General features: G+C 72.1%; 22 protein-coding genes. 11 read left to right on the forward strand and 11 right to left on the reverse strand.

Annotated features, from left to right (window positions below; all coding sequences use genetic code 11):
- Positions 1-2: 2 nt before the first annotated feature.
- The gene (locus tag ACZ69Q_RS31000) at positions 3-218 is read right to left on the reverse strand and encodes a tautomerase family protein (RefSeq protein WP_471048010.1); all 216 of its coding nucleotides are present in this window, start codon (positions 216-218) and stop codon (positions 3-5) included.
- A gap of 143 nt (positions 219-361) precedes the next feature.
- On the opposite strand from ACZ69Q_RS31000, the gene ACZ69Q_RS31005 reads away from it, so the two are divergent.
- Positions 362-1,231, forward strand: coding sequence for an MmyB family transcriptional regulator (locus ACZ69Q_RS31005; protein WP_471048013.1), 870 nt, complete (start codon positions 362-364; stop codon positions 1,229-1,231).
- Between the two features lie 157 nt (positions 1,232-1,388).
- On the opposite strand, the gene ACZ69Q_RS31010 is transcribed toward ACZ69Q_RS31005, so the two are convergent.
- Entirely contained in the window at positions 1,389-2,696 is a 1,308-nt protein-coding gene (locus ACZ69Q_RS31010; RefSeq protein WP_471048015.1) for a helix-turn-helix domain-containing protein, read from the reverse strand.
- A gap of 214 nt (positions 2,697-2,910) precedes the next feature.
- On the opposite strand from ACZ69Q_RS31010, the gene ACZ69Q_RS31015 reads away from it, so the two are divergent.
- The 3 genes from ACZ69Q_RS31015 to ACZ69Q_RS31025 all read left to right on the forward strand — a co-directional run bounded on the left by ACZ69Q_RS31015 (position 2,911) and on the right by ACZ69Q_RS31025 (position 4,287).
- Positions 2,911-3,657 carry a DUF4232 domain-containing protein gene (locus tag ACZ69Q_RS31015; protein ID WP_471048017.1) on the forward strand — a complete coding sequence of 249 codons (747 nt, stop codon included), beginning with the start codon at positions 2,911-2,913 and terminating at the stop codon, positions 3,655-3,657.
- A 90-nt stretch (positions 3,658-3,747) separates the two neighbouring features.
- Positions 3,748-3,870 carry a hypothetical protein gene (locus ACZ69Q_RS31020; protein WP_471048019.1) on the forward strand — a complete coding sequence of 41 codons (123 nt, stop codon included), beginning with the start codon at positions 3,748-3,750 and terminating at the stop codon, positions 3,868-3,870.
- Positions 3,871-3,927: 57 nt separating this feature from the next.
- Entirely contained in the window at positions 3,928-4,287 is a 360-nt protein-coding gene (locus ACZ69Q_RS31025; RefSeq protein ID WP_471048020.1) for a VOC family protein, read from the forward strand.
- 23 nt (positions 4,288-4,310) lie between these two features.
- Here ACZ69Q_RS31025 and ACZ69Q_RS31030 read toward each other — a convergent pair whose 3' ends face one another.
- From ACZ69Q_RS31030 to ACZ69Q_RS31040, 3 genes are all read right to left on the reverse strand, one after another.
- The gene (locus ACZ69Q_RS31030) at positions 4,311-5,003 is read right to left on the reverse strand and encodes a M24 family metallopeptidase (protein ID WP_471048022.1); all 693 of its coding nucleotides are present in this window, start codon (positions 5,001-5,003) and stop codon (positions 4,311-4,313) included.
- 117 nt (positions 5,004-5,120) lie between these two features.
- The gene (locus ACZ69Q_RS31035) at positions 5,121-6,080 is read right to left on the reverse strand and encodes a carbohydrate kinase family protein (protein ID WP_471048024.1); all 960 of its coding nucleotides are present in this window, start codon (positions 6,078-6,080) and stop codon (positions 5,121-5,123) included.
- Positions 6,077-6,763 (reverse strand): class II aldolase/adducin family protein, encoded by a 687-nt coding sequence (locus ACZ69Q_RS31040; protein WP_471048027.1) that lies wholly within the window; start codon positions 6,761-6,763, stop codon positions 6,077-6,079. Before ACZ69Q_RS31040 ends, ACZ69Q_RS31035 begins: the two co-directional genes overlap by 4 nt.
- Positions 6,764-6,820: 57 nt before the next feature.
- Here ACZ69Q_RS31040 and ACZ69Q_RS31045 point away from each other — a divergent pair, with 57 nt between their 5' ends.
- The 4 genes from ACZ69Q_RS31045 (at position 6,821) to ACZ69Q_RS31060 (ending at position 9,940) form a co-directional block, all read left to right on the forward strand.
- Positions 6,821-7,471, forward strand: a complete 651-nt coding sequence (locus tag ACZ69Q_RS31045; RefSeq protein WP_471048029.1) for a TetR/AcrR family transcriptional regulator — start codon at positions 6,821-6,823, stop codon at positions 7,469-7,471.
- 46 nt (positions 7,472-7,517) lie between these two features.
- A complete protein-coding gene (locus ACZ69Q_RS31050; RefSeq protein WP_471048031.1) occupies positions 7,518-8,279 on the forward strand; it encodes a YqjF family protein in 762 nt (253 codons plus the stop codon).
- Between the two features lie 109 nt (positions 8,280-8,388).
- Positions 8,389-9,138: an SDR family NAD(P)-dependent oxidoreductase gene (locus ACZ69Q_RS31055; RefSeq protein WP_471048032.1), complete on the forward strand. Its 750-nt coding sequence runs from the start codon at positions 8,389-8,391 to the stop codon at positions 9,136-9,138.
- A 22-nt stretch (positions 9,139-9,160) separates the two neighbouring features.
- Positions 9,161-9,940 carry an aminotransferase class IV family protein gene (locus ACZ69Q_RS31060; RefSeq protein ID WP_471048035.1) on the forward strand — a complete coding sequence of 260 codons (780 nt, stop codon included), beginning with the start codon at positions 9,161-9,163 and terminating at the stop codon, positions 9,938-9,940.
- 117 nt (positions 9,941-10,057) lie between these two features.
- Here ACZ69Q_RS31060 and ACZ69Q_RS31065 read toward each other — a convergent pair whose 3' ends face one another.
- From ACZ69Q_RS31065 to ACZ69Q_RS31075, 3 genes are all read right to left on the reverse strand, one after another.
- Positions 10,058-12,079, reverse strand: a complete 2,022-nt coding sequence (locus ACZ69Q_RS31065; RefSeq protein ID WP_471048038.1) for a DUF1996 domain-containing protein — start codon at positions 12,077-12,079, stop codon at positions 10,058-10,060.
- 245 nt (positions 12,080-12,324) lie between these two features.
- Positions 12,325-12,777, reverse strand: a complete 453-nt coding sequence (locus tag ACZ69Q_RS31070) for a flavodoxin family protein (RefSeq protein ID WP_471048040.1) — start codon at positions 12,775-12,777, stop codon at positions 12,325-12,327.
- A 28-nt stretch (positions 12,778-12,805) separates the two neighbouring features.
- Positions 12,806-13,480: an ANTAR domain-containing protein gene (locus ACZ69Q_RS31075; RefSeq protein ID WP_471048042.1), complete on the reverse strand. Its 675-nt coding sequence runs from the start codon at positions 13,478-13,480 to the stop codon at positions 12,806-12,808.
- Positions 13,481-13,607: 127 nt separating this feature from the next.
- Between ACZ69Q_RS31075 and ACZ69Q_RS31080 the strand changes: the two genes are divergently transcribed.
- A complete protein-coding gene (locus tag ACZ69Q_RS31080) occupies positions 13,608-13,973 on the forward strand; it encodes a helix-turn-helix transcriptional regulator (protein WP_471048045.1) in 366 nt (121 codons plus the stop codon).
- Positions 13,974-14,018: 45 nt separating this feature from the next.
- On the opposite strand, the gene ACZ69Q_RS31085 is transcribed toward ACZ69Q_RS31080, so the two are convergent.
- Positions 14,019-14,900 carry a diacylglycerol kinase family protein gene (locus tag ACZ69Q_RS31085; RefSeq protein WP_471048048.1) on the reverse strand — a complete coding sequence of 294 codons (882 nt, stop codon included), beginning with the start codon at positions 14,898-14,900 and terminating at the stop codon, positions 14,019-14,021.
- Between the two features lie 342 nt (positions 14,901-15,242).
- The gene (locus ACZ69Q_RS31090; protein ID WP_471048051.1) at positions 15,243-16,841 is read right to left on the reverse strand and encodes an FAD-binding oxidoreductase; all 1,599 of its coding nucleotides are present in this window, start codon (positions 16,839-16,841) and stop codon (positions 15,243-15,245) included.
- A gap of 73 nt (positions 16,842-16,914) precedes the next feature.
- Between ACZ69Q_RS31090 and ACZ69Q_RS31095 the strand changes: the two genes are divergently transcribed.
- A complete protein-coding gene (locus ACZ69Q_RS31095; RefSeq protein ID WP_471048054.1) occupies positions 16,915-17,514 on the forward strand; it encodes a TetR/AcrR family transcriptional regulator in 600 nt (199 codons plus the stop codon).
- A complete protein-coding gene (locus ACZ69Q_RS31100) occupies positions 17,511-19,097 on the forward strand; it encodes a glycerol-3-phosphate dehydrogenase/oxidase (protein WP_471048057.1) in 1,587 nt (528 codons plus the stop codon). Before ACZ69Q_RS31095 ends, ACZ69Q_RS31100 begins: the two co-directional genes overlap by 4 nt.
- Before the next feature lie 103 nt (positions 19,098-19,200).
- Here ACZ69Q_RS31100 and ACZ69Q_RS31105 read toward each other — a convergent pair whose 3' ends face one another.
- On the reverse strand, positions 19,201-19,839 hold the full coding sequence (locus ACZ69Q_RS31105) for a class I SAM-dependent methyltransferase (protein WP_471048060.1): 639 nt from the start codon (positions 19,837-19,839) through the stop codon (positions 19,201-19,203).
- Between the last annotated feature and the right edge of the window lie 74 nt (positions 19,840-19,913).

Genomic DNA, 19,913 nt, shown 5'->3' on the forward strand with positions numbered 1-19,913 from the left:
GGTCAGCTCCCCGGGGCCTGCTGAAGCCCGGCGAGGGTCAGGACCTCCCCGCCGATGCCCCACCCGCCGTCGGGAACCTCCTCGACGAGCACCAGGGTGGTGGCCCGGGCCCGCTCGCCGTAGATGTCGACGTACAACTCGGTGGCGGTGGTGACGATCTGCTCCATCTGCTCGGTGGTGAGTGTCCCGGCGGGGACCTTGAAGTTCGCGAACGGCATGGTCGGACTCTCTCGACTCGGTTTCCACAAACAGCACTTGCGAGCTCCACCCTCGGCCGAGTGCACGCCCGCGACCAGGGCTGCGCTCACCCAGGGGTCGCCATCCCCTGGGTGAGCGGGGCGGGCGAAGGCAGGATGGGGGCGTGAACCTCTCCGAACTCGCCGCGTTCCTCAAGTCCCGGCGGGCCCGCGTGCGGCCCGGCGATGTCGGGCTCACGGCCGGGCCTCGGCGCCGGGTGCCCGGTCTGCGCCGCGAGGAGGTGGCGCAGTTGGCGGGCTTGTCCGCCGACTACTACACCGAGTTGGAGCGCGGCCGTGGCGCCCAGCCCTCCGACCAGACGCTGGCCGCCCTGGCCCGCGCGCTGCGGCTGCACAGGGATGAGCGCGATCACCTGTTCCACCTGGCGGACCGCCGCATACCCCCAGCCGCGCACGGCCCCGCCGCTCACGTCGAACCGGGTCTGCTCAGCCTCCTCGACCGGCTCACCACGACGCCGGCGATGGTCATCACCGCTCTGCACGAGACCTTGGCGCAGAACGCGCTGGGCATGGCCCTGGTCGGAGCGCACCCGGCGGCGGGAGGTCCCACGACCGGGTTCCTCTACCGCTGGTTCACCGAGCCGGCCTCGCGGGACCTGTATCCGGCCGAGGACCACCCGCACCACTCCGCCGTCTTCGTCGCGGACCTGCGGGCGGTGGCCGCCCGGCACGGCCGGGACGCGGAGATCGACCGGATCGTGACCCGCCTGCGGCGCGCCAGCGAGGAGTTCGCCACGCTGTGGGACACCCGTGACGTGCGCGTACGTCGCGCCGACCACAAGCGGATCGTCCACCCCACCCTCGGCGTGATCGAGGTGGACTGCCACAGCCTGTTCAGCGAGGACGGCCACCAGCGGCTGCTGTGGTTCACGGCGCCACCGGGCACCGAGGGCGCGGCCCGACTCGAACTGCTCTCCGTCGTCGGACGCCAGGACATGTCGTCGGGTGAGGGACGAGCCGGGCGAGCCGTCTGAGAGGCGGGACACCGGCGGGTTCGGCACGCACCGGCACGGACCGCCGGGCGGGACACCGGCAGATTCGGCACGCACCGGCACGGACCGCCGGGCGGGACACCGGCAGGTTCGGCACGCACCGGGGCCGTCCGCCGCGCGCCGTTGGCCGGCTCCTCGCTCATCCTCCCGCGGACTTCAGCCACTCCTCGCCGCCGAGCGGGAACTCGTACGCCGGGCGCCCGTTGTTGCCGCTCGTCCGGAACGGCCTCCCGTCGTCGTCGACGACCAGCGTGCCCTTGCGGTCGCCGCTGGACCAGGCCAGCTCCAGATACCACCGCACGTCGTACGCCGAGGCGTCCGCCGTGACCTCGAAGACCTCCGGGTCCGACTCGCTCACCTTGAACGGGAAGTCCCGCTGCCCGGCCCCGGCGACGACGGTGGGCCGGGCGCCGTCGAGTGCCACCGTGAAGGGCCGGGTCGGCACATTGCCTCCGCATCCGACGCCCATCACGTAGTCGTTCCAGGCCGGTGGCGTGTCCTTGCCGACCACGCGGACCTTCAGGCCGTCGACGACCACCGTGTCCTCCCCCGTGCCCTGGACGGTCAGCCTCAGCAACTGCTCTCCGGCCGACACCGCCTTGTGGGCCCCGACCCAGGCCGGCGCGTCCTGCTCCACCGGCGGCGGGCCGACATCAGTCGCGGGCCGGTCGATCAGGTAGTGCTGGGAGCAGGGGCCCTCCCAGGCGTACGGCTTGGTGTTCACGGTGAGTGGAGGCTTGGTGTCCGGCTTGTCGGCCGTGCCGGCGCCGCTGTTGCCGGTGCTCCGCCTCGGAGTCGCTGAGGGAGACGGGGAGTTGGCTTCGTCGGGCTCGGTGCTCTTGGAGGGCGACGCCGACGCACTCGGCTCGGTCTTCGTCGGACGGCTGGAGGGACCCTTCGAGGCCGCGGCGCCGACGGCACTGCCCCGGCCCTCGTCGCCCTGCTCCCCACCCGACGGCACACTCATGGCCAGCGCGACGGCGCCCAGGACGACGGCCAGACCGGTCCCTGCGAGGACGGCGGTGCGGCGGTGGAGGCGGGGGCGGTCCGGAGGGTCGGACTGAAGGGGGCCAGGGGTTTCGCGAGTGTCGGGGTTGTCGCCGGGAGCGGGCACGATCTCAGGGGCGGCGTCGGGGACAACCGCCGGATCATCGGACGGAGTCGGCGCACCCGGCGCGTTCTCCGCCCCCTTTCTCCCCCGCAGCGCATCCGCCAGCACCCATCGCCGATGCAGCTCCACCAACTCGTCCGGCGAGGCTTTGCACAGCCGGGCGAGCCGCTCAACGGGCGCGTAGTCCGTGGGCACGGCATCCCCGTTGCAGTACCGGTGCAGCGTCGACGTGCTCATGTGCAGCCGTTTGCCGAGGACGCCGTAGCTGAGCCCCGAGCGGTCCTTCAACTGCCGTAGAAGTGCCGCGAAATCGGCCGCCGCAGTGCCTTCCGACACCGTTCCTCCATCCCCCATGTCCCATTCCCCCGTTCCAGGGGACGGACGTTTGTCCAGGTCAGACGCGTTCCAGCCGTTCCAGTGTCCCTGATCGCCGGCCGGACGTGGCGGTTGGGACGGGACACGGATCATGCTCTGGTCATCCAAGCACGCCGCTCCCGGCAACCGGTCGAGCGGCTGCGTTCAATCCCTTTGCACGGACAAGGAATCAGCCATGCGCACGCTCCGCCACGCCCGCCTCCTCGCCGCCACCGGCGCCGCCCTGACCGCTCTCGCCCTCACCGCCTGCGAGAACGGATCCGGCACTCGCGACGAGGGCTCCGCGCAGTCGGGGTCGCCGACCGCGACGTCGGACGTGTCGAAGCCGGCTGAGGACCAGTCGTCAAAGGACCAGTCGTCCCAGGGCCAGTCCTCCGGGAACACCGGTTCCGGTTCCGGACAGTCCTCGGGCCAGTCGTCCCAGGCCGGCGGCTCGACGCAGAACGGCTCCGGTGGCAGCGCCGGCAAGAGTGGCGAGGACGACGACGCCCCGGGCGACTTGGCCATCTGCAACGGCTCCAACACCCGTACCAAGGCCCAGCCGGTGTCCCGTCCGCTCAACCACATGCTGCTCACGGTCACCAACACCGGCTCGAAGCCGTGCGGCCTGATGTACTACCCGGTGCTGCGCTTCGACGAGATGCAGTGGGTGCCGCAGGCGATCGAGGACACCAAGCCGCAGGCCGTGACGACGCTGGAGCCCGGGGCCTCCGGTTACGCGGGCGTCCTGCTCAGCGCGGCCGACGGCAGCGGCACGGGCGGTGACACCGGCCGCAAGCTCACGATCGCCTTCCAGGCGAGGACCCCGAACAGCGACGGCGGCCCGTCGGCCACGCCCTCCCTGCCGGCCAAGGGCGTCTACTACGACAGCGCCCTGAGCGTCACCTACTGGCAGGCGGACATGGAGACGGCCCTCAACTGACCGTCGAATCAAACTGATTCCGGCGGCCTCCGGGTCACGTCGGTGGCCTTTCCGCTGTGTCACCCGGCCGTCGCGGGCATCGTGGTCGGCATGCGAACCGCGGACGAGGTACGGCGCGATACGGCGGCGTTCGACAGGGAGATCCCGGCACAGGTGTGGAGCGGGCCGCGCGACGAGGGCCTGCTCGACGAGCGGGCGCCGGTCCACGCCTGAGGGGCGGCTGAAGCGTAGCGTCGGGGGCACGCCAGACAGGCCCGGAAAGGAACCACGATGGAGCCCACCGGCATCACGCCCAACCTCCACGTCCCCGACATCGCCGCCGCACGCGACTTCTACACCGGCTATCTCGGCCTGAGCGTCGAGGACTTCGACATGGGCTGGGTCGCCCGCTACCGGACACCCGACGGGCGGGCGCAGATCCAGCTCGTGACCCGCGACGCGACCGCGCCCGAGCTCGCCGCGGTCTCGGTCCGCGTCGGCGCGGGCGTCGACCCTGCCTACGCCGAAGCACTCCGCCAGGGATACGAGATCGTGCACCCGCTGACCGACGAGCCCTGGGGCCTGCGCAGGTTCCTCGTCCGCGCGCCCGACGGCAACGTCCTCAACATCGTCAGCCACCGGGACGACTGACGGCACCGGGCCGCCGCAGCAGGTCAGCCGAGGGTGAGGAGCTCCTCGTGGAAGCCGCCGAACTCTCGCTCGCGGTCGATGAGATGGATCTCAAGGATCCAGTGGCAGGCACGGCCGGCCTTGTCGGTCCGGCGCAGCGGTGTGTCGTTGCCGGGTGCGATGTACGACTCCACGTCGGCGCCGTCGATCCACTCGTGCGGGAACTCGCCGACCAGATGCCCGGCATGCCAGCCGCCCAGCTCCCAGCCGGCCTCGGCGGCCAGCCGCTCCACCTCGGCGTACAGCCCCTTGCCGGTGATGTCGGCGTCATCGGCGAAGAAACGCTTGCCGGACGCGAAGATCTCCGGCAGGTCATCACGCAGCCGGTGCTTCACCGGGTCGCCGCCGAGCACGAAGGTCCGGCCGAAGTCGGCCTCGTACTCCTCGAAGATGGGGCCGAAGTCGGCGAACACGATGTCGTCCGCGCCGATCACCCGGTCCGGTGGGTTCTCCCGGTACGGCATCAGCGTGTTCGGTCCCGACCGGACGATCCGCTTGTGCCAGTGCCGGGTGGTGCCGAACAGCTCGTTCGCGAGATCCCGGACCCGGTCGCTGACCGCCCGCTCACGCTCGCCGGGGGCGACGAGCCCGCGCTCTTCGATCGCGTGGAAGAGCCGCTCGGCTTTGGCCTGAGCGTCCAGCAGTCGCGCGGCGCGCGTGAGTTCGTCATCCGCCATGACGCCGAACCTAACCAGCCGGATCGTCTCCGGCAACGGGCTTCCAGCAGACCGGCCGATCAAGTTCTTGGTCCAGTTCCCGGAAGTCACCCACGTCATGGCCTGGGCCGAGTACGACTACTCCGCCAGGCTCGGCCTGGTCGACTGCACCACACCGCCGGCACCGCCGGCCGCGAAAGCGTCCGCGGCGGCGAGGTCGAAGTCCCCGTGATCGCTGCCGAGCCCCTGCGCCACCAGGGCGGCCGCAGCGCAGCCCAGCACGGCCGACTCGTGCGGCGTGCGGCCCAGGCCCATGCCGCGGACGAAGCCGGCCGAGAACGCGTCGCCGCAGCCGGTGGTGTCCACGACGTCGATCGCGAAGGCGGGTACCTGCTCGGAGCCGTCCGGGGTCACCAGCAGCGCTCCGTCCCCGCCCCGCGTGACGGCGACGAGGCCGGCCCCGGCGGCCAGGAGCTTTCGCGCGCCCGTGATCAGGTCCTGCTCGCCGGTGAAGCCGAGGACCTGGTCCTCGTTGGGCAGCATGTGGTCGACGTACGGCAGCGCGGCCTCGATCTGCTCGAAGCCACCGAGCACGCCGGGTGCCAGCAGGTCCACCGAGGTGGCCACGCCGTGCTCCTTGGCGTGCGACAAAATGCGCGTGGCGGTGTCGACGCCGATCAGCTCGGGGCCGCCGAGGTGGAGGTGGTCGACCTCGGCGATGGCGTCCCAGGGCACGTCGTCGGGGCCGTAGGTGATGTTGGCGCCGAGGAGGTGCAGGGAGGGGCGGTCGCCGTTGGGGCGGATGGGCAGGACGCTCGCCGAGGTGGCGGTGTCCGTGCGGCGGACGAGGTGGCGGGTGTCGACGCCGGCCGCGCCGAGGAGCTGGACCAGCATGTCCCCGGTGGGGTCCGACCCGATCGCCCCGGCGCTGTGTACCGAGGCGCCGAGCTTGGCGAGGGTGAGCGCGGTTCCGCCGGCCGTGCCGGCCGCGGTCATCCTGATGTCCTCCACCAGCGTGGCGCCCTGGCCCTCGGGTATGGCCTCGACCGGCCGCACCAGCACGTCCAGCACATGCACGCCCAGCGTGACGACCTTCATCGGTTTCCCTCCTGCACGGGTGGTACGGGGTGGGTGGTGCCGTAGTTCCGGGCGAGCGCGGCCTCGATCACCGCGAGTTGCTGGTGTTCGTCGAGGACTCGGGGCGTGCCGAGGGCGGCCGCGCGCTGGTAGACACCGCACGCCCACTCCAGCAGCAGCGCGTGCTCTACGGCCTTGTCCAGGGTCGGGGCATGGGTGAGCGCGCCGTGGCTGGCCATCAGTGCGGCGCTGCGTCCGTCCAGTGCCGTCAGCACGGACTCGGCGAGTTCCGGGGTGCCGAAGGTCGCGTACGGCGCGACGCGCACCGAGCCGCCGAGGGCGAGCAACTGGTAGTGGATGCAGGGCAGTTCGTCGAGTACGCAGGACAGTGCGGTCGCCATGGGCGCGTGGGTGTGGACGACGGCGCCGGTGCCGTAGCGGCGGTAGACGCCGAGGTGGAGGTCGAGTTCGGAGGTGGGTTCGAGCGTCCCGGCCACGACGTTTCCGTCAAGGTCGACCACGGTCACCTGGTCCGCCGTGAGGTCGGCGAGCACCGCGCCGGTGGCCGTGATCGCGACCCGGTCGTCCACCCGTGTGCTGACGTTGCCGGCAGTGCCGATGAGCAGGCCCTCGGCCCCCAGTTTGCGGCACGCCTCGGCCACGGCGGCGCGCTCCTGACCCAGCACCGAGCTTGAGCCTGTCATGTGCGCGACGCTAGCCTAAAGCTGAAACAAAGTCACGTTCACATTCGGAGGCCGCACATGGGCGATCCGCCCCCGGAGCCCGGCGGCACCTGGCAGGTACCGCTGCGCCGAACTCCCCAGCAGGCGCGCAGCAGGGCCCGGCTGGCCCGGGTCCTCGAGGCCGCGGAGCGGGTCCTGGTCCGCGAGGGCGCACAGGCGCTGACGACGACCCGGATCGCGGCGGAGGCCAAGGTCTCGGTCGGTTCGCTGTACCAGTACCTGCCCGACCGGGACGCCATCGTCGACGCCCTCGCCGCGGGCTACTTCGCCCGACTGGAGGCGACCATGGACGACCTGGTGCGTGCCGCGCCGGCCGAGCGCTGGGAGGACCCGGTCGGCGTGCTGATCGACACCTACGCCGCGATCTACCGCACCGAGCACGGCTTCCGGGCCCTGTGGTTCGGCAGCAGTCTCACCGAGCAGATCCGCGCGGCGGACCGCGAGCACAAGCGCCGGATGGCGGAGGGCATCCGGACCATCCTGCTGTCCCTCGGCCTCGCCCACGACGACGAGGCGCTCCCCCGCGCCTGCCATGCCGCGGTCCTCACCGCCGACGCCCTCGCCCAGGCGGCGTTCCGCCAGGACCCCGAGGGTGATCCCGGTCTGCTCGAAGAGGCCCGGCTCATGCTCCGCGGCTACCTCGCCGGCGTCACCGCGCGCTACCGCTGACCTGGGGTTCCGCGAGCCACGCAGTCGGCTCTGTCATCCTGGCGTCGTGCTGAAACCCACGCCCGTCACCCCGGACGCCCCCGCCGGCATACGCACCCCGCTCCTCACCCAGGAGTGGCTGGACCTCACGTTCATCCACTGGGCGGTCGACCCCGGCGTGGTGACGGCGCTGCTGCCGCGGGGCACCGTCGCGGACACGCACGACGGGGTCACGTACATCGGGCTGGTCGCCTTCCGGATGCATCGCGTGGGCTGGCTACGGCTGCCGGGGGTGCCGTATCTCGGGACGTTCCCGGAGACGAATGTGCGCCTGTACTCGGTGGACGAGCACGGGCGGCGCGGGGTCGTGTTCCGGTCGATGGACGCCTCGCGGCTGATCCCGGTCGTGATGGGACGCGTGGGCTTCCGGCTGCCTTATCTGTGGTCACGGATGAACGTCCGCACGTCCGGCGACACTGTCACCTACACCAGTTCCCGGCGCTGGCCCGGCCCGCGCGGCACGTCCAGCCGCATCACCGTGCGCACCGGCGAACGCATAGAGGAGCCGACCGAGCTGGAGCACTTCCTCACCGCCCGCTGGGGCATGCACAACGCCTTCTTCGGCGGGCCCGAGCCCCTGGCGTTCCTGCCCAACCACCACCCCCGGTGGCCGCTGTACCGCGCCGAGCTGCTGGCTTGCGAGGAGAACCTGATCACGGCGGCCGGACTGCCGTCCCCGAGCAGCGCCCCGGTCAGCGTGCTGTACTCCCCCGGCGTTCCCGTCCGTCTCGGCCGTCCGGCGCGCCCCGCGGGCATCCCCACACCTTGATCCGCCCGCGCGTGTCGAATTCCGGATCCCGGCGCCGACGTATCGGATGAGAGGGCTGGGGCCGCATTGCGCGGCCGCGGCCGGCAGCCGGTGAGAACGGAGATCGATCATGCTGCTCAGGGACAAGGTCGCGGTGGTGTACGGCGCGGGTGGCGCCATCGGCGGGGCGGCGGCGGGCGCCTTCGCCCGTGAAGGTGCGCGGGTCTTCCTCGCTGGACGGACCGCCGCGCCGCTCGACAAGCTCGCCGAGGACATCCGTGCCGCGGGCGGGGACGCGGAGACCGCCGTGGTCGACGCGTGCGACGAGCCGGCGGTGGACGCCTTCGTCGACGGCGTCGCCGCGCGGGCGGGGCGCATCGACGTCTCGTTCAACGCCATCGGCTACGGAGACGTCCAGAAACCGCTGATGGAGATCTCGGAGGCGGACTTCCTCCAGCCCGTCGTGACGGCGATGCGGTCGCAGTTCCTGACGACCCGGGCGGCGGCCCGGCACATGACCGCGCGCGGCACGGGAGTGATCCTCGCCTTCGGCGGCGGTGGGCCGCAGACGCTGCCCGGCCTCGGCGGTTTCAAGATCGCGCTCGACGCGCTGGAGGGGCTGCGCCGCCAGTGGGCCGTCGAGCTGGGCCCGCACGGCATCCGGGTCGTGACCCTGAAGTCGGGTGGCGTGCCGGAGTCCCTGCCGGCGGGGTTCCCCGGCGCGCAGGCCATCGTCGACAGCCTGGTCGACGCGACCCAGCTCGGCCGGACCGCGACCCTCGCTGACGTCGGCGACGTGGCCGCCTTCGTCGCCTCCGACCGGGCCCGCACGCTCACCGCGACGGACGTGAACATCTCCTGCGGCGCGATCGTGGACTAGTACCGCCTGACATCCTGGCGGCATGGCGACACTCAACGGAAAGCCAGTCTCTCCCGATGAACTGCTGTCCCTGGCCCTGGTCAACGTCGGCCACTTCACGACCATGCGCGTGGATGAGGGCGGCATTCGCGGCCTGCCGCTGCATATGGAACGCCTCACGAAGGACTGCAAGGCCGTGTGGGGTGCCGACCTGGACACCGGACGCGTCCGCGACTACGTCCGCCAGGCCCTGGACGGACACACGCAGCCGTGCGTCGTCCGCGTGACCGTCTACGACCCCGAGGTCGACATGGGACACCTGGCGGACGCCGCGGAACCACAGGTCCTGGTCACCGTGCGCGGTGCCGGCGCGATGCCCCCGGCCCCGCTGCGCGCCAGAAGCATGCCGTACGAGCGGGACCTGCCCGAGGTCAAGCACGTCGGTCTCTTCGGCACCCTGCACACCCGGCGCGGCGCCCAGCTCGCCGGATTCGACGACGCCCTGTTCATCGGACGCGACGGACTCGTCAGCGAAGGCAGCACTTGGAACGCCGGATTCGTCGACCAGGACGGCACGGTCGTGTGGCCACAGGCTCCGGTACTGCCCGGAGTCACCATGGCGTTGCTCCAGCAGCGCGCCGAACACCGGATCGCCCCCGTCACCCTGGAACAGGCCAAGGGCATGGCAGCCGCGTTTGCGACGAACGCGGCTATCGGCGTGCGGGCCCTCGCTGCCATCGACGACGCCGAACTGCCCACCGAGCACCCCGTGCTGGACCGGCTGCGCGAGACCTACCTGTCCGTCCCCGGCGAGAGGCCGTAGGGCGATGGAGCGAGGTCCGGGAGCCAGGAGCCGGTGAACGCGAGGGGCCCGGACCGGGGAAGACCGGTCCGGGCCCCTGCGGGACATCAGCGCCTCACGCGCCGTTCCGTTGTTGCCTCATCGGGCACTGCGCCTGGCGCGAACCAGCACCAGGAGACCGCCCATGAGGAGCACGGCGCCGCCGGCGGCCGGCCACAGCGTGGTGCCCGTCTCCGCCAGGTTGCCCCCGACCGCCTGCGGCTTGGTGCCCAGGCTGTCCTCCGTGTCGTCGCCGGGGGGCGGGGTCTGCGCCGCGCCGCCCGACGCGTTCGCGTCGTCGTCTCCGGAGCCGCCCTGTTCCTGACCGTTGCCCGTGGCCGCCGACGGGGTTCCGTCCGACTTGGGCGCCACCGTGCTGGACACGGTGGGCTTGTCGTCGTTCGCCGGGTCGGTGGCGGGCGCCTCGTCACCGGGGTCGTCGGTCGCGGGGTCCTCTGTTGCCGGGTTTTCGGTGGCCGGGTCCTCGGTGGCGGGGGCCTCGGTCGCCGGGTCGTCGTTCGCCGGCGGGTCCGTCTGCTCGTCCCCTCCGTTACCCGGCTCCGGCTTGTCGTCATCGGCCGGCGGAGTGGTCGGAGCCTGCGTCGGCTCCTCGGTGGGCTCCTCCTGGCCCGGGTCGCCGCCCTCGTCGGCGCCGACACCGCACTTGCGGCCCGCGTTGATGCAGTCGACCATCTCGCCCATCAGGTCCTCGTTGAAGACGTTGATGAAGTCGCCGTGGTCGGTGACCGGCTTGTGCAACTGCTCCGGGAAGGAGTCCACCGCGAACAGCGGGGTCGTCTTGCCGCCGTCCTGGAGGCTCGGCGCGTTGACGTCGTACACGATCCGCTGCACCAACTGCGGAATGGCCTTGAAGCCGTTCGCGCAGCTACCGTCCGCCGCGGCGAACGCCACGTGAGTGCGGTGGTTGGCGCTGTCGATGTTCTGTCCGTCCCAGCAGCTCTGGAACTTGAAGGTGCGCACCACGTCGCTGCCCTGCGGGCACAGCGGGTACTTGTCCTTGAGCTGCCGGTCCTCGAAGCCGGTGCAGCTCCAGGAGGCGTTGGCGTTGGCGGTGCCGTTGATGAACGCCTTGGCGTCACCGGTGATGATGCGCAGCAGGCGCGGCATCTCGGTGACCTTGCTGCGGGGGTTGCCCACGAAGTTCAGCGTCACTTCCTTGGGAGTGACGATCTCACCGGCGTTGCCCTCGATGCCGCCGCCGGGCGAGTTGGCGTCCTGTTCCTGGCTGCCGTTCTGGAGCCGGATCACGGGCCAGTAGTACGTGGACTTGTCGCCCTGGTTGACACAGCTCGTCTCGGCGTTCGCCAGGTCCTCGTCGCTCGCGAAGGCGTCGTTGGACTGGTTGCCGATGTAGTCGTGGAAGTGGTGGGCGCCGTTGGAGACGCCGGGGGCCACGATCACGTTGTCCGAGTTGAACAGGCCGTTCTCGTTGACGCCGCAGCTAGTGGCGAAGGTGCCGCGGGAGGCGTCGGACGTCAGGGCCGGGCTCTGGACGTTCGGCTGTACGGACTTGATGTCCACGTAGTCCGCGGCCACGGGGCCGTTGCCGGCCTGTCCGCCGTTGCCGTTCTGGCCGCCTTCGCCGTTCTGCGCGCCGTCGCCCTGCTGTTCGTCGCCCTGGCCGGCACCGTCCTGGTTCTCGCCGCCGTTGTCCTGGGCGCCGTCCCCGCCGTCGGCTCCGTTCGCCTGGTCACCGCCGCCGCTCTCGGGGGCGCGCAAGGTGCAGGAGGCGAGGGAGTCCAGGCCCTCGGGCCGGTCACCCTCGCGGTCCACGGCGATGGCGATCCGCTCGATCGTCGCGCCGCGCTTCTCCTTCAGAGGATTCATGATCGCGTTGTCGGCGAAGCCGGGGTCCGATTGGATCGCCTGCGCCGCCTCCGTCAACCGCTGGTAGGCGTCTGCGATCTGCTGGTCCAGGAGGGCCAGCTCCTTCGCGACGTCCTCCTTGGCCGAGTCCGGCACATCCGTCAGCTTGTCGCCGACGTCCGGGCAGTCGATGGTGCCTGCCGGGGAGGACAACGTCTGAGCGGAGTCCGCTCCACCGTCTTCGGTCGCCGAGGCATAGACGTTGGCCCCCACCAGGCCGCCGCCGCCCAACATCAGCGCGACCGCTGCAAAAGTCGCGCGCCGTGCGCCCGTTGGGCGTCTTCGCGTGCTGCGTCCCAAGGAAGTACTCCTACGCCTCGTGGTCGGTCAGGGCATGAAGATCCCCCGCTCCTATACGGAGGCCGACCGCGTGGTGTTCAACCGCCTCAGAAATTCTCAGAAATATCTTATGAGCCTCGTAAACCTCGTATGAGCCGCGGTGTTCGGCCCGTCCGCCACGCACGCCGGGTGACCCGTGGTCAGTCCGTCAGACCGGCGGCGAGTGTCGCCCCCAGTTCCCAGCACGCCTCGATGTCGGCCTTGCCGGGCTCGCCCGTCACCGTCACGGGCTGCGCGGCGCGTCGCCAGTCGAGGCCGGTCGTGATGGAGTCGACGGCCCGCACCGCTCCGGTCACGTCGCTGCCGCCGTGCACGTAGTAGCCGAAGGACCGGCCCCGGGTCGCGTCCAGGCACGGGTAGTAGATCTGGTCGAAGAAGTGCTTGAGGGCGCCCGAGATGTACCCGAGGTTCGCGGGGGTGCCCAGAAGGTAGGCGTCGGCGTCGAGCACGTCGGACGCCGTGGCCGACAGCGCCGGCCGCCGTACCACGTCGACGTTCTCGATCTCGGGCGCGGTCGCACCGGAGACGACGGCTTCGAGCATGGCCTGGCAGTTGGGCGAGGGCGTGTGATGGACGATCAACAAGGTAGGCACACCCCGAACCCTGCCGTCGCGCCGCCGGTCAACGCAACCGCGAGGCTCCAGCGGCAGAGCCGGCGGAGCCGACCTTTGCGACGGCGGACGACAGTTGCTCCCGCACCGCTTCGGGCAGCGGGTCGCCCTTCACGGCGGCGACCAGGTCGTCGGCGAGGGTGTGCAGTTTGGTGTTGGTGTTCTGGGAGGTCTCGACCAGCACCGTCCAGGCGTCCTCGGAGCTCAGACCGAAGGAGGCCATGAGGATGCCGCGGGCCAGGTCGATGGTCGGCCGGGTCTGCATCGCCCGGCGCAGTTGGGCGACCTCGATCCGCAGGTCCTGCACGAAGTCCTCGGACACCTGCGCCGCTGCGCGCACGTCCCGGATCGCCGCGTCCTGCCCGTCGGGGTCCGGGGCGGCGAACAGCTCCCGTGTCCGGGTCAGGGCGAGCAGCCGGTCGAAGGCCGTACCACTGGCGCAGATCACGACCGTCTTGCCCTGCTTGAGCGCTCGCAGGCGCAGTGCCAGCAGGATGTTGAGGGCGGCGCAGTCGCAGAACGTGACGCCCTTCAGGTCGAGATCGATGCCTCGAACCGAGCGGCGCAGGGCTTCGCGCAAAGCGCCGCGCAGCCGCTCGCTGGTGTCGAGGTCGAGTTCCCCGCGTACCTCCACACTGACCCGGTCGCCGTCCGGGCCGGGCACAGAGGAAGTGAGCTCGGACATGTCGGCCTCTCCTCAAGTGCTCCCCGTCTCCACACCAGAGTGACCCGAACTCGCGAACACGTCAACAGATACATGAAATCAAGTGCGTGTATTTGTATACGTGAACACCCAGCCGTATTGTTGGCACATGGACGGAGTCCCTGAGCCGCACACCGGATGGACATTTCTCACCAACCACGCGCGCGTACTGGCGGTGATCGCCGACAACCCGAACGTCCGCATCCGCCAGATCGCAGCGCACTGCCGGCTCACCGAACGGGCCGTCCAGAAGATCATTTCCGAGCTGGAGCGGGACTGCTATCTGTCCCACGTCCGCGAGGGCCGGACCAACATCTACCGGATCGAGCCGGGCAAACTGCTGCGGCACCCCGCCGAGGCCGGGCTGCCCGTGGCGGCCCTGCTCGCCCTGCTCATCCACGACGAGGCCGATCGCGGCGACGCCGCCGATCAGCTCATCGCCACGCGACAGCGAATGCCGCTGGACCGCGGATGAGCCCTCTCCGGCCCCGTTCGCGGACATGACGGCCGCCGTTCGTGCTCAGCACAGGACGCGCAGTGCCCCCGGCAGGACTCTGAGCGTGACCGGGAGGTTCGCCTCGACCTCGCCGTCGGCGCCGTAGGGAACCTCGCGGTCGGCCGAGATGCTGATCTCCTTGCCCCGCAGGATCTCCACCTGGGGGCGGTGGACGTGGGCCCCCGTCTTGAGGTCGTTCATCAGGGCGAAGAACAGCCGGCGCGGGGCCTCACGGATCATCACGACCTCCAGCACGCCGTCGTCCACACGGGCGTCGGGCGCGATGAGCCGACCGGAGCCGTAGTAGCCGGAGTTGGCGGCCACGACCGTGTAGCCGATGTGCAGATGCTCCCGGCCGTCGACGGTGACCCGGTAGCGCGCGGCACGCCAGGTGGTGACGGCGCGCAGCCCGCCCGCGTAGTAGGAGGCGGCGCCGCGCAGCAGGGTGGCGTTGTTGGCGTGCCGGTTGGCGAGCGCGTCGACTCCGGCGTACACGCTCCCCAGGACCACGGTGCGGTCGTGGACGGCCGACTCGACCTCGATGGTGTCGACCTTCCGGGGCTCGTGGTGGAGCAGTACCTCGGCGAGCGCCGCCGGGTCGGTGGGCAGGTCGAGCGCGCGGGCGAAGTCGTTGCCGCGGCCTGCCGGGACGAGGCCCAGCACCATGTCGGTGCCGCTGAGGGCGCCGCCGATGCCGCCGGCCATCCCGTCGCCGCCGACGGCGAGCACCACCCGCCCCCGCTCTCCGGCGTCCAGGGCCAGTTCCCGGGCGTGGGCCAGGCTGCGGCTGTACTGGGTCTCCAGGTCGGCCCCGGCCTCCCGCAGCGGCCGGGCCACATCCAGCAGCGCGGCCGCGGAGGCGGATCCGCCCGCCGTGGGGTTGACGATGGCGGTGAACTGTCGCATCGGTGTGCCTTTCGGGCCGACGGGAGGGAGCTGCCGGAGGCGGGCCCGGACGGGAGGGCCGGGGAGCGGGTGAGCGAGGACGGTGGTGGAGCGGGCACTGTGGGCGCCGCGTCCGGTCGAGCGGGGGCGGTGATACCCGGGGGTTGAGCAGGGAGCGGTGGTACCCGGGCGGTTGAGCAGGGAGCAGTGGTACCCGGGCGGTTGAGCCGGGAGCAGTGGCACCCGGCCCGGTCGAGCCGGGAGCAGTGGTACCCGGCCGGGTCGGGCGAGAGCGGTGGCGCCGGGCTCCATGCGGGAGCGGTGGCGCCGGGCTCGGTCGAGCGTACGGCGGGTGGGCCGGGCTCAGTCGAGGGGCAGGAGGACGCCGGGGTTGAGCAGCCCCGCCGGGTCCAGCTTGCGCTTGACGGCGCGCAGTGCCTCGACGCCCAGGGGCCCCGCCTCACGGACGTACCAGTCCCGGTGGTCGGTGCCCACACCGTGATGGTGGCTGATGGTGCCGCCCGCGCCGAGGATCGCCTCGTTGGCGGCGTGCTTGGCCTTCTCCCAGTGGGCGATCGCGTCGTCGCCCTGCGCCGAGACGACGGTGAAGTACAGCGAGGCGCCGTTCTCGTAGACGTGGGAGATGTGACACATGATCAGCGGCGGGGTGCCGGCCTCGGTGAGCGTCGTCGCGAGGGCGTCGCGGACCGACGCGTACAGCTCGGGCACGCGTGACCAGAAGGCCGCCGTCTCCAGCGTCTCGACGAACGCCCCGGCGTCCAGCAGGGAGTCCCGCAGGTACGGGGCCGAGTAGCGGCCGTGCGCCCAGCGCTCCCCCGGTTCCTCGCCGAGCGGCGTTCCGCCGCAGTCGCGCAGGACGGCCGCGGCGTGCTCGCTGCGGTGGGCGACGTCCTCGTCCGTGCCTTCGTACCCGGCGATCGCCATGCAGCCCGCGGCCTGTTGCGCGGCGTCGGAGCCGCCGATGGCGTCGGGCTGGGCGAGGCCGATCAGGGTCTCGGTCTCGTCGGACAGCCGCAGCACCGTCGGGCGCGGTCCGTCCTGGGCGAGGCGGCGCAGCGCGGCGGAACCCTCCTCGAATGAGGCGAACCGCCAGCCCTCGTACACACAGGCCCGGGGGACGGGCCGGATCCGCACGGTCACCGAGGTGATGACGCCGAACGCGCCCTCCGAGCCGAGCAGGAGCTGGCGCAGGTCGGGGCCGGCCGCCGAGCGAGGCGCCCGGCCGGTGTCGATGGTGCCCTCGGGGGTGGCGACGGTCAGGCCCAGGACCATCTCGTCGAAACGGCCGTATCCGGCGGACGCCTGGCCGCTGGAGCGGGCGGCGGCGAATCCGCCGATGCTCGCCCACTCGAAGGACTGGGGGAAGTGGCCGAGGGTGAAGCCGTGTTCGGCGAGCAGCGCCTCGGCCTGCGGCCCGCGCAGTCCGGGCTGCAGCGTGGCGGTGCGGGAGACCGGGTCGACGGCGAGCAGCGCGTCCATGCGGCGCAGGTCCAGGGCGACGAAGGCGCCGCGCCGGGAGGGGGCGAGTCCGCCGACGACGGAGGTGCCGCCGCCGAACGGGACCACGGCCAGGCCGTGTTCGGCGCAGGCGCGCAGCACGGCGAGGACGTCGTCGTGGGTGGCGGGCAGGACGACGGCCGCCGGCACGTCGTCCACCTCGCCGTCACGGATCCGCAGCAGGTCGGGCGTGGACTTGCCGCGCGTGTGCCGGATGCGGGTCTCCGCGTCGGTGCGGACGTGCTCCTCGCCGCCGACCGCGGCCGACAGAGCCTGGCGCGCGGCGGGTTCGAGTCCCGGCTGAGGTACGGCGATGTCCTCCAGGGCGACCGGACCGGCGGTGCGCGGCTTGACTCCGAGAAGATCGCGCAGCAGGCCGATCACGGTCTCGGGCAGCGGCGCCGCCTTGGCCGGGTCGCCCCAGCCGCTCCACAGCATGTCCATGACTGTCGTCCTCACCGGTCGATTCGAGCGATGCCGTGTCCCGGACGGCCTCGCAGGCGTTACACTGTGACACATGACGCCTATTCGTCACAACCACTCGGACAGCGACACGGTGCTCGACGCGGTGCGCGACTGTGTCCTGGCCGTCGGAGTCCGCCGTACGACGCTGACCGACGTGGCCCGCCGCGCGGGCGTCTCCCGGATGACGCTGTACCGGCGGTGGCCCGATGTGCGCTCCCTGGTGGGGGACCTGATGACCCGCGAGTGGGTCGCGGTGGCCACGGGAGCCATGCCCGAACGACGGCCCGGGACGGACACGCGCGACCTGATCGTCGAGGGACTCGTGGCCGGGGTGAGGTCCTTCCGCGCCCACCCGCTCTTCCAGAAGATCGTGGACGTCGATCCCGAACTGCTCCTTCCCTACGTCCTCGACCGCCGGGGCGCGAGCCAGGAGGCGCTTCTCGCCCTGCTCGCGGACGCCGTGCGGGAGGGCCACACCGACGGCTCGGTGCGCGCCGGCCATGTGGAACGGCAGGCGCGGTCCCTGCTGCTGATCGTCCAGTCCTTCACCCTGTCGCTGCGGACCATGACCGACGAGGACGACGCCGACCTGAGCAGCGAGGCCTTCCTGGCGGAACTGCGCAGCATCCTGGAGAGGACCCTCACGCCATGACCCCTGTCACTCCCCCGGCCTCCAGATCGTCGCTGTCCGCCGCCCGGCGCTCGCGCGAACTCACCGAGACGGTCGGCGGTCCGGCCGTGGACGTCCTGGTCGTCGGCCTGGGCGCGACGGGTGCCGGGGTCGCCCTGGACGCCGCCGCCCGGGGTCTGACGGTGGCCGCCGTCGACGCCCACGACCTCGCCTTCGGCACCTCGCGCTTCAGCAGCAAGCTCATCCACGGCGGGCTGCGCTACCTCGCCTCGGCCCAGCTCGACGTGGCCCACGAGAGCGCGGTCGAGCGCGGCGTGCTGATGGAGCGCACGGCACCGCATCTGGTGCGTGCCCAGCCGTTCGTGCTGCCGTTGACGCCGCTGGTCTCCCGCGCCCAGTCCACCCTGGCCTGGGCCGGGTTCCGGGCCGGTGACGCCCTGCGCCTGGCGGCCCGCACGGCCCGCGCCACCCTGCCGGCCCCGCGCCGCCTGTCCACGGTGGAGACCCGGCACCTCGCCCCCGCCCTGCGCACCCAGGGCCTGCGCGGCGGCCTGCTGTCCTGGGACGGCCGGCTCACCGACGACGCCCGGCTGGTGACGGCGGTCGCCCGCACCGCCGCCGCACGCGGCGCCCGGATCCTGACCCACGTCAGGGCCCTGGAGCTCACCGCGTCCGGCGCCCGCATCCGCGACGAACTCACCGGCGAGGAGGGCGAGATCAGGGCCCGCGCCGTGATCAACGCGTCCGGCGTCTGGGCGGACGGCCTGGTGGACGGCATCCGGATCCGCCCCTCGCGCGGAACCCATCTCGTGCTGCGCTCCGACCACCTCGGTCCCCTGCCCGCAGGGCTGCACGTCCCTGTCCCCGGGGAGACCAACCGCTTCGTCCTCGTCCTGCCGCAGGGCGACGGCCGGGTCTACGTCGGCCTCACCGACGAGCCCGTCGAGGGTGACGTCCCCGACGTGCCCGAAGTCCCCGAGACGGACATCGGCTTCCTGCTGGACGTCCTCGGCTCGGTCCTGGACGTCCCGGTCCGGCGTGACGACGTCGTCGGCGCGTTCGCCGGCCTGCGCCCCCTCCTCGACACCGCGTCGGCGGCCGGCTCCGGGGCGCCGCGGACCTCCGACATCTCCCGCCGGCACGCGGTCCTCACCTCGTCGGAGGGCGTGACCACGGTGGTCGGCGGCAAGCTCACCACCTACCGGCGAATGGCCGAGGACGCCGTCGACGCGGCGGTCGCCACCCACCGGCTCACGGCCGGTCCCTCCCCCACCGCCTCCCTGCCCCTCGTCGGCGCCGCGTCACCCGACGCTCTGGGCTCGCTGCGCGCGCCGCGCCGACTGGTCCAGCGCTACGGCACCGAGGCACCGGCCGTCCAGGCGCTCGGGGCGGAACATCCCCGTCTCGCCGAACCCGTGCTGGCGGGCCATCCCGTCACCGGCGCCGAACTCCTGTGGGCCGTACGTCACGAGGGTGCGCTGGACGAGTCCGACCTGCTCGACCGGCGGACCCGAATCGGGCTGGTGCCGGCCGACCGGGAGGCCGCGCTGGACGTCGCGCGCGAGGTGCTGGACGAGGTGTCGGCGCAGGCGGGGGGCATGTAGCCCCTTGAGGGGCGCGGGAACTGCGCGACCAGTCACCGGCGGCCCGCAGTCGCCGACGGACCCGAGGGCCCGCGCCCTGCGGCGCACGCCCTTGGGGGCCGGGTCAGCCGTTCCCGCGCCGCGCGCGCCAGACGTTGTCGTCCCGGAAGCCCTCCACGCCCTCGGGCGACACGCTCACACTGCGCACCGCCTCCATGGTCTCCACGGTCCAGTCGGTCTCCGGCAGGGCGAGTTCATCGAGGACGCCGTCCAGCGTCGGGAACTGCGCCTCGAAGGGCGGCTCGCTCTGCCAGGACGGCCAGCCGGCGTGCATGACGATCAGCAGGGTGCCGCCGGGCGCGACGGCCTGTGCCGCCCGCCGCAGGACGCGCCGCTGGTCGAACTCGACCGGCGACTGGAGGAACTGTGCGTTCACCAGGTCGAAGGAGCCCTCGGGGAACGTCTCGCCCAGCACGTGGCGTTCCCAGGCGGAGCGGTCGCCCACCCCGGCTTCGACGGCATGTCCGGCGGCCCGCTCCAGGGCGGTGTGGGAGACGTCGACGCCGGTGACCCGCCAGCCGCGCGAGGCAAGCCATACCGCGTCCGCCCCTTCGCCGCAGCCGAGGTCGAGCGCGCTGCCCGGGGCGAGGTCGGCGGCTTCACGGACGAGCAGCTTGTTGGGGCGGCCGCTCCACAGCCGGCCGCCGTCGCGGTAGCGGGCCTCCCAGAACTCGGCGGCCGTGAGGGGGTGGGTCTCGGTCATGTCGCCTCCCGATGCGCAGGTGTAGTGGCGGGACCCGGACGGGCGCGGGGTCCGTCCGGTCCACGTCCATGAAG

The organism is Streptomyces sp. NPDC036764, from assembly GCF_055609385.1.

Bases quoted from the DNA above. Each gene is read 5' to 3' on its own strand.
- ACZ69Q_RS31000 (WP_471048010.1), bottom strand. From the start codon at position 218: ATGCCGTTCGCGAACTTCAAGGTCCCCGCCGGGACACTCACCACCGAG.
- ACZ69Q_RS31015 (WP_471048017.1), top strand. From the start codon at position 2,911: ATGCGCACGCTCCGCCACGCCCGCCTCCTCGCCGCCACCGGCGCCGCC.
- ACZ69Q_RS31020 (WP_471048019.1), top strand. From the start codon at position 3,748: ATGCGAACCGCGGACGAGGTACGGCGCGATACGGCGGCGTTCGACAGG.
- ACZ69Q_RS31025 (WP_471048020.1), top strand. From the start codon at position 3,928: ATGGAGCCCACCGGCATCACGCCCAACCTCCACGTCCCCGACATCGCC.
- ACZ69Q_RS31030 (WP_471048022.1), bottom strand. From the start codon at position 5,003: ATGGCGGATGACGAACTCACGCGCGCCGCGCGACTGCTGGACGCTCAG.
- ACZ69Q_RS31035 (WP_471048024.1), bottom strand. From the start codon at position 6,080: ATGAAGGTCGTCACGCTGGGCGTGCATGTGCTGGACGTGCTGGTGCGG.
- ACZ69Q_RS31040 (WP_471048027.1), bottom strand. From the start codon at position 6,763: ATGACAGGCTCAAGCTCGGTGCTGGGTCAGGAGCGCGCCGCCGTGGCC.
- ACZ69Q_RS31045 (WP_471048029.1), top strand. From the start codon at position 6,821: ATGGGCGATCCGCCCCCGGAGCCCGGCGGCACCTGGCAGGTACCGCTG.
- ACZ69Q_RS31055 (WP_471048032.1), top strand. From the start codon at position 8,389: ATGCTGCTCAGGGACAAGGTCGCGGTGGTGTACGGCGCGGGTGGCGCC.
- ACZ69Q_RS31060 (WP_471048035.1), top strand. From the start codon at position 9,161: ATGGCGACACTCAACGGAAAGCCAGTCTCTCCCGATGAACTGCTGTCC.
- ACZ69Q_RS31065 (WP_471048038.1), bottom strand. From the start codon at position 12,079: ATGTTGGGCGGCGGCGGCCTGGTGGGGGCCAACGTCTATGCCTCGGCG.
- ACZ69Q_RS31075 (WP_471048042.1), bottom strand. From the start codon at position 13,480: ATGTCCGAGCTCACTTCCTCTGTGCCCGGCCCGGACGGCGACCGGGTC.
- ACZ69Q_RS31080 (WP_471048045.1), top strand. From the start codon at position 13,608: ATGGACGGAGTCCCTGAGCCGCACACCGGATGGACATTTCTCACCAAC.
- ACZ69Q_RS31085 (WP_471048048.1), bottom strand. From the start codon at position 14,900: ATGCGACAGTTCACCGCCATCGTCAACCCCACGGCGGGCGGATCCGCC.
- ACZ69Q_RS31090 (WP_471048051.1), bottom strand. From the start codon at position 16,841: ATGGACATGCTGTGGAGCGGCTGGGGCGACCCGGCCAAGGCGGCGCCG.
- ACZ69Q_RS31095 (WP_471048054.1), top strand. From the start codon at position 16,915: ATGACGCCTATTCGTCACAACCACTCGGACAGCGACACGGTGCTCGAC.
- ACZ69Q_RS31100 (WP_471048057.1), top strand. From the start codon at position 17,511: ATGACCCCTGTCACTCCCCCGGCCTCCAGATCGTCGCTGTCCGCCGCC.
- ACZ69Q_RS31105 (WP_471048060.1), bottom strand. From the start codon at position 19,839: ATGACCGAGACCCACCCCCTCACGGCCGCCGAGTTCTGGGAGGCCCGC.